General features: G+C 62.8%; 10 protein-coding genes. 5 read left to right on the plus strand and 5 right to left on the minus strand.

Annotated elements, in window-relative coordinates; genetic code table 11:
- Positions 1 to 11: 11 nt before the first annotated feature.
- Positions 12 to 305, minus strand: a complete 294-nt coding sequence (locus AC07XZ_RS26880; protein ID WP_007959339.1) for a putative quinol monooxygenase — start codon at positions 303 to 305, stop codon at positions 12 to 14.
- Between the two features lie 120 nt (positions 306 to 425).
- Complete coding sequence (gene pdxR / locus AC07XZ_RS26885) at positions 426 to 1862, minus strand: MocR-like pyridoxine biosynthesis transcription factor PdxR (protein WP_102688334.1); 1437 nt, start codon at positions 1860 to 1862, stop codon at positions 426 to 428.
- 310 nt (positions 1863 to 2172) lie between these two features.
- On the opposite strand from pdxR, the gene AC07XZ_RS26890 reads away from it, so the two are divergent.
- Complete coding sequence (locus AC07XZ_RS26890) at positions 2173 to 2616, plus strand: carboxymuconolactone decarboxylase family protein (protein ID WP_102688335.1); 444 nt, start codon at positions 2173 to 2175, stop codon at positions 2614 to 2616.
- Between the two features lie 117 nt (positions 2617 to 2733).
- On the opposite strand, the gene AC07XZ_RS26895 is transcribed toward AC07XZ_RS26890, so the two are convergent.
- A complete protein-coding gene (locus tag AC07XZ_RS26895) occupies positions 2734 to 3048 on the minus strand; it encodes a hypothetical protein (RefSeq protein WP_102688336.1) in 315 nt (104 codons plus the stop codon).
- A gap of 123 nt (positions 3049 to 3171) precedes the next feature.
- Here AC07XZ_RS26895 and AC07XZ_RS26900 point away from each other — a divergent pair, with 123 nt between their 5' ends.
- The 3 genes from AC07XZ_RS26900 to AC07XZ_RS26910 are packed head-to-tail and all read left to right on the plus strand — an operon-like array spanning position 3172 to position 5438.
- The gene (locus AC07XZ_RS26900; protein WP_173892827.1) at positions 3172 to 3918 is read left to right on the plus strand and encodes an STN domain-containing protein; all 747 of its coding nucleotides are present in this window, start codon (positions 3172 to 3174) and stop codon (positions 3916 to 3918) included.
- A complete protein-coding gene (locus AC07XZ_RS26905) occupies positions 3915 to 4466 on the plus strand; it encodes an RNA polymerase sigma factor (RefSeq protein WP_011334580.1) in 552 nt (183 codons plus the stop codon). The genes AC07XZ_RS26900 and AC07XZ_RS26905 overlap by 4 nt, the downstream gene beginning before the upstream one ends.
- Positions 4467 to 4499: 33 nt before the next feature.
- Entirely contained in the window at positions 4500 to 5438 is a 939-nt protein-coding gene (locus AC07XZ_RS26910; protein WP_102688338.1) for a FecR family protein, read from the plus strand.
- Between the two features lie 155 nt (positions 5439 to 5593).
- On the opposite strand, the gene AC07XZ_RS26915 is transcribed toward AC07XZ_RS26910, so the two are convergent.
- Together AC07XZ_RS26915 and gspH are read right to left on the minus strand one after the other, a co-directional pair.
- A complete protein-coding gene (locus AC07XZ_RS26915) occupies positions 5594 to 6202 on the minus strand; it encodes a type II secretion system protein GspJ (protein ID WP_102688339.1) in 609 nt (202 codons plus the stop codon).
- Positions 6199 to 6651: a type II secretion system minor pseudopilin GspH gene (gene gspH / locus AC07XZ_RS26920; RefSeq protein WP_011334577.1), complete on the minus strand. Its 453-nt coding sequence runs from the start codon at positions 6649 to 6651 to the stop codon at positions 6199 to 6201. Before gspH ends, AC07XZ_RS26915 begins: the two co-directional genes overlap by 4 nt.
- Before the next feature lie 133 nt (positions 6652 to 6784).
- Here gspH and AC07XZ_RS26925 point away from each other — a divergent pair.
- Positions 6785 to 7105: general secretion pathway protein GspC (locus AC07XZ_RS26925; protein ID WP_102688340.1), on the plus strand; the 321-nt coding region annotated here is incomplete at its 3' end.

The raw sequence follows: 7105 nt of genomic DNA on the forward strand, positions 1-7105 counted from the left end.
GCGTCCGTAAGTCAAACGATCGGAAAGGAGTTGAAATCCACGCTATTGGCCAGACGGCTGTCGATCAGGTCGATGAAGCCCTGGGCTTCCGGGCGATTGAAATGCGCCTGCATCGCCGCTTCCGACTGCCAGCGGGCGCTGACCGTCCAGCGGTGGCTGTCCTCGGGGCAGCGGTCGACCATGTAGGAATCGCAGCCCGGCGTTTCGCGCAGGGTTTCGACGATCTTCTGCAACTGCTTGCCCAGCTCCTCCGATCGGCCGGCGGCAGCCTGCACCTGTACGGTGTTGATCACTTCGTTGGACATTGCTCACACTCCTGAATCAGGCCGGACGAATCCTGCTCATTGAGGGATAACGCTTGTGCAGGATAGGCCTGCCCCCCCGGATCACCAATAACCAATCGGCGGTTAATCGTTTAGTCCAATCTAGCCAACAACCTGTTGCAGAATGTCGCGCAGGCGGTCGAGTGCGATATCGATGTCCAGGGTTTCGATGGCGCCGAAACCGAAGTACATCCCGCTTTTGGCCGGCTGCTGATAATAGAAGCCATCGATGGCGTACAGCCCGACTTCGACCTTCTTCGCCAGTTCGATCACCAGCGGCAAGTCGATCGGCACCTTGCAGAACACCGCCATATGAAACCCCGCGCTGGGCGGCACGGCTTGCAGCCACGGCGACAGGTCGGTGGCCATGCGCGCCAGGATCCGTTCGCGACGCTGAGCGTAAATGGTGTGGCAACGGCGAATGTGCTTGAGCAGACACCCTTCGGCGATGAACTTGGCCAGCGCCCACTGCGGCAGGGTGGAGGCGTGCAGATCGGTGAGTTGCTTGGCGCGAATCACCGCCTCGAGAATCGCCGGAGGCAGGATCGCGTAGCCCAGTCGCAGCTCCGGCAACAGTGTTTTCGAGAAGGTGCCGACGTAGGCGACGATGCCGCGCTGATCGAGCTTGTGCAGCGAATCGGTCGGACGGCCCTCGTAGCGGAACTCGCTGTCATAGTCGTCCTCGATGATGATCGCGCCCAGCTCATGGGCCCGTTCGAGCAGGGCTTCGCGCCGCGCCTGACTCATCGGCATGCCCAGCGGAAACTGGTGCGACGGCGTCACGTAAATCAGCCGCGTGCCTTCGGGAATCCGCTCGACCTGAATGCCCTCGGCGTCCACCGGCACGCCGACCACCGTCGCGCCATGAGTGCCGAACAGCAGCCGCGCCGGTGGGTAACCAGGATCTTCCATCGCCACCAGACTGCCGGGGCGAATCAGTACCCGCGTGATCAAGTCCAGCGCCTGTTGCGCGCCGTTGCAGACCACGATGTCCTCGTCCTGACAGTTCACGCCCCGGGAAAACGCGATGTGCCGGGCAATCGCATTGCGCAGCGCCGGCAGGCCTTCCGGCACGCTGTAAAAACCTTTGGAATTGGCCATCTGCCGCAGTGCATGAGAGACGCAGCGGCGCCAGTCATCCTGGGGAAACTGGCCCTTGCTGGTGGCGCCGCCGATAAAGTCATAGCGCAGCGAACCCTCGAGCGTTGGATGCCGCAGGAACACCGGCAGATTGCGCCAGCTCTCGATCACCTCGGAACTGGCCAGCTCGGAATGGCTTTGCTTGCGCTGTACCGGCGTCGAGCGGGCGTTGACGTAAGTGCCTTTGCCGATGACGCCGGTGAGGAAATTCTCGTAGGTGAGCTGCGCGTAAGTGTCGGAAATGGTCTTGCGCGAAATCCCCAGTTGCTCGGCGAGCAAGCGGCTGGGCGGCAACTGGGTGCCGGCGGCCAGACGCCCGGATTCAATGGCGCCGCGCAGTTGCTGGTACAACTGACCCGCCAGATCCTTGCGGCCATTGATTACGACATGCAGTTCCATACCGACGGGGCGCTCCGGGCGATTGAGTGTGCCGGCCAGATTACTCCCGAATGCAGTATCGACAGAAGTTGCGTAGTGCAAATCCCCCAAATTGGCATAGGGCCCTGTGGGAGCTGGCTTGCCAGCGATAGCGGTGTATCTGCTGACATCTATGTTGAATGTGATTGCCCCATCGCTGGCAAGCCAGCTCCCACAGGAATGTTGTTTTACTTGAATCAGTGGTCTGCCATTTTTTCGTGGAATTGGGGCTGTAACGTTGCCCGACCAGCGCCTACCGTGAAATCACTCTTCTGCTGCCCGAGGCCCGCCCATGTCCCCGCGTCTGGATTACTACAGCGCTTCACCCAAAGCCATGAAAGCGATGATTGCCCTGGAAGCACTGACCAGCAGCCTGAGCATCGAACCGCCGCTGCTGCACCTGATCAAGATCCGCGCCTCGCAACTCAACGGCTGCGCATTCTGCACCGACATGCATTCGGTGGAAGCACGGCGGGCAGGGGAGACGGATCGGCGGCTGTACGCGATCGCAGTCTGGCGCGACAGCGGCTTCTTCAACCTGCGCGAACGGGCCGCACTGGCCTGGACCGAGGCCGTCACGCTGCTGGCGGACAGCCGGGTGCCTGACGATGTTTACCAGCAGGCGCGGGAACAGTTCAACGAGACGGAACTGGTGGACCTGACCATGGCCGTCAGCACCATCAACAGCTGGAATCGCCTGGCGGTGAGCTTCCGCCAGATCCCCAGCGATCACTAGTTGATGATCGTTCCCACGCTCCGCGTGGGAATGCCTCTAGGGACGCTCCGCGTCCAGTGACGCAGAGCGTCACGGGCTGCATTCCCACGCGGGAGCGTGGGAACGATCAGGTAGAAACTAGTTCGGTGGCCGCTGCGGTTTCACCGACGTACCAAACGTGTTGCCCATCCGCGTCGACGTGGCCGCCGGCGTCGCCAGCCCCACCTGATTCGGCGGGCGCTTGTTGACCGGCACATTCAACGCTTCCTGATTCTTCTGCGCAGCCGTCGCGCCGTCGGGGTTGTTGCCCATCTGCTGGCTCAGGCAATCGTAATTCGGTGCCTTGTAGCCACCCACTGTCACCTCGACGCAGCCCAGCGGTTCCTCCGCGTGTGCACCGCCCAACACCGTCAGCAACAACCCGCCGAAGACGACTTTCCAGACTGATTTCATGCCTGCCTCCTGGCCGGCCCGAAGGGGCCGCTCTAGCTCAAGAGTCTAGTGCAACGGCGGCGCCGATCCCGTGATGGTTTTTTTGCAGTGGCCGTCACACCAGATTCATAAACAGCCCTCAGGATGACGGTTTTCAGGGATACATCAGCCGTGCAGCGAGGCCGTGCCAGGGAGGGTGTTGTGCGCTCAGCGCTCGTGCGCCAGCTCTGTCTGGGGCTGCTGCTTGGCTTGTTTCTGAGCCGCGCCAGCGCCGACCCGATGCCGGCGACGATGCGCATGACGCTGCACATCCCGGCCCAGGAACTGGCCCGCGCCCTCGATCAGTTCAGCCGCGCCACCGGCATGGCGGTGCTGGTCGACAGCCAGTTGAGTCGCGGTCGGCGCTCGTTGGCGGTGGATGGCGAATTCACCGCCGCCGAAGCGTTGCGCCGGATGCTCGGCGGCAGCGGCTTGATGGCCAAGTACAGCCGTGACGACGCGTTCACCTTGCAGGTTGCGCAAGTCGAGGAAGTACCAATGACGGCGGAGAAACCAACTCCCGCCAGCGCAGCCGTCAACCGCAGTTACGCCACGGCGGTGCAGGCTGCAATTGAACGCAACCTGTGCCGCTCGCCGCTGACCCGGCCCGGCAGTTTTCGCGCGGTGTTGCAATTGTGGATCGGCCGCGACGGCGTGGTGCAGCACAACCGGTTGGTCACTTCGACCGGCGATGTTCGGCGCGATGCAGCGCTGGTAGACAGTTTTCACACGCTCAAGATCGACCGGCCGACACCCGGCGCATTGCGCCAGCCAGTCACGTTGCTGTTGTTACCCGAATCGTCAGGAAAGCGCATGGAATGCACACAATGGGAAGGAGTTTCCGGGGGATGAAAGACGCCGGACAAAGTTCGATGGTCCAGCTGTTCCTGACGTCCTACGAGGACTTTCGGGTGCGCCTGCGACGCCGTCTCGGCTCGGAGGACCTGGCCAACGACGTGCTGCACGAAACTTACCTGCGGGTCGACCGCATGGAAGCGCCGCCGAACCTGCTGCGGCCCAACGCCTACCTCTATCGCATGGCCCTGAACATCGCCGCCGACCGCCGCCAGGCCGATGCGCGACTGCTCACCGGCAGTGAAGTCGAAGAACTGCTGCAAGTCAGCGACGAAGCGCTCGACCCGATGCGCGTGGTCGGCGGCCAGAAGGAAATCCAGTCCCTGCTCAGCGCCCTCTACGAGCTGCCGGCGCGGCGCCGCCGGATCTTCATCGCCGCACGGCTGGAAGAAGCGCCGCACCTGGAAATCTCCCAGCGTTTCGGCATCTCCACGCGCATGGTCGAGAAGGAAATCAAGGCTGCCCTCGGACACTGCGCGGCCAAACTGGAAAGAAAAGTGTTTCAGCGGTTCGGTCGCGGGGCCGGAAAACCGTCTAGTGAATGAAGCTCCCGATCAACCCGTCGAGTACCTGCGCGTTTGAACATCTTCCGTCTGACACCTGTCGAGCCCACGCCTGCCGAGCGTCTGCAAAGCGAAGCCCGCGACTGGCTGATCCTGCTGACCTCCGGCCGCGCCACGGTCGCCGACGCCCGAGCGCTGCGCCAGTGGTGTGCCCAAAGCCCCGAACATGCCCGCGCCTTCGAAGAGTGCAAAGCGTTGTGGCACCTGCTGCAACCGGCGGCCGAAGCGACGCAGGCGCCACGCCGGTTTGGACGACGGGCCTTTCTCGGCGGCGCGATTGCCGCGTCGGCGGCGTTCCTGCTGGTGCGCGGCACGATTCCGGGCGGGTTCTCCGGGCTCGGCGCGGATTACATCACCGAAGTCGGCCAGCAACGCCGGGTCGAACCGGCCGATGGCCTGAGCCTGGAATTGAACACCCAGACCCGCATCAACCAGCGTTCGGTGGATGAGGGCGTGCAGGGCTTTGAACTGGTCAGCGGCGAAGTCGAAGTGCAGACCGCGCGGCTGCCGATGGCGATGCAGGCCGGTGGCGGCTGGCTGCGGGCGAGCAGGGCGCGGTTCAACTTGCGCAACCTCGATCAACAGGTGTGCGTGACGTGTCTTGATGGCGCGGTAGAAGTGGAAGTTGAGGGCCGCAGCCTGCGCCTGGAGCCGGGGCAGCAATTGACCTACGACGCGCAACAGGTTGGCACCGTGCAAAGCGTCGACACCGCAGCGGTGATGAACTGGCGGCAGCAGGTGCTGGTGTTCAACGGCGCGACCCTCAGTCAGATGATCGACGAGATCAACCGCTACCGCCCAGGCATGTTGTTGCTGCTGAATCGAGAACTCGGCCAACGCCGCGTACAAGCACGTTTCTCCCTCGATCAACTGGCCGGGGTAGGCGCATTGATCCGCGATGCCTACGGCGTCAAATGCACCCAGTTGCCGGGCGGCGTAGTCGTCCTCAGCTAACTAACACAACACCCACAAACACCCTAAAACCCTGTGGGAGCTGGCTTGCCAGCGATAGCGGTATGTCAGGCAATGAAATGTTGGATGTGAAGGCCCCATCGCTGGCAAGTCGAATCGTCGCACCGCAGCTCCCACAGGGACCTCAGTGACTTCAATTACTGCAACGGCCCCATCACCTGCCGATACTTCTCCACCCCCTGCGCCGTCTCCCGAGTCAACCGCACCTCCAGCCCCAACGGATCCTCCCGCCGATTCCCACTCAACTGCCGCCACCCCTTGTCCATCTCCCAAACCCGCACCTGCAAATCACTCACCCCGCCCAACACCGCCACCCCAGCCGTAGGCGCCGGCAACGGATACCGACTCCGCGCTGGCGCCACCGCGCGATACAACGTGTCCCCCTTGAGCCACCAGCGCACCCGCTGCAAAGCCCCCGGCTGATCCGCCGCACTCCGAATAATGTCCAGCCGAAACCCCTTGCTGTCACTGCTGCGCACCGTAAGCGCAGGCGGCGCCGTCGCCGGTTCATCCTCAGTCCCGACCTTCTTCGGCTCCGTCAGCTCGATCCCGGCGCGCATCTCCACATCCCGCTGCATCTGATTCAACGCCCGCAACAGGCTGTCGCTCTGCTCACCACTGGCCTGCAAATGGCTGTCGGCGCGCGTGACACTGTCCAGCCCCTTCCAGGCAATCAGACTGACCACCGCCATCAACAGAATCGCGACCATCACCTCGATCAGCGTAAAACCTTCTTGTCTGTTCATTGCACGCTGATCCGGCCCGAAGCATCGCGTAGCACACTCAACCGATTGAGCCCGTCAGACAGCGTCAATTGCAGCGGCGGATTGATCCACTCCGCGTTGAGCACCACCTTCTGCTTCGGCTCCACCCGCACCTCAAGCTTCGGACTCTGCCAGGGACGCGGCCGCAACTGCGGGTCCCGATCGAAATGATCAAACCCCTTGCCACTGTCACTGCGCCGACTGAACCGAAACCCCTTGCCATCACTCAACCACGCAATCGGCCGGCCATCGGCGCGAGCCTCAGCCTGAGCAATCTGCAGCAACTGCGCCACGCGCTCGGCATCCTTGCGCAGCAACTGCAACGGATCGGGCTTGATACTCAGACTGATCGCCGCACTGGCGATACCGATGATCACCAGCACCACCATCAACTCGATCAGCGTAAAACCCTGCTGCCTGCACCGGTTCATCGAATGCGCACTCCCTTGCGTCCAGCCCCGTCCCAAAAAACCATCCTGCACGGCCAACATGTAAGGCGTGTGAAATAAAACCGTGAGAATTGCCGCGTAGTCTGGTCACCGGGACTAAAAGGAGATTCAGCCCATGAGATTCACCGCACGCTTTTCACCCCCCCAAATCACCCAGGCCGCCGCACTGCTGGCCGCCCTGGTCGGCATCGCCACCTGGTCATCCCTGCTCCTGACCACCGCCGAATCCCACACCCCGGCGGCTACCCCGCAACTGCTCGCTGCGCGTAGCGATAACCCGGCGTTGCAATGGTTTTCCAACCGCACGGCGCCGGTGGAAATCAAGGTCAGCGGCGTGATGGCGGGGAGTCGCGGGGCGGTGGCGATTTTGAGTTTGAACGACGGGCCGCCGAGGAGTTTTTTGCAGGGGGAGCGGGTGAGTCCTGGGGTGAAGTTG

The sequence above is a fragment of the Pseudomonas sp. GW458-11-26-14-LB4 genome (assembly GCF_059423925.1).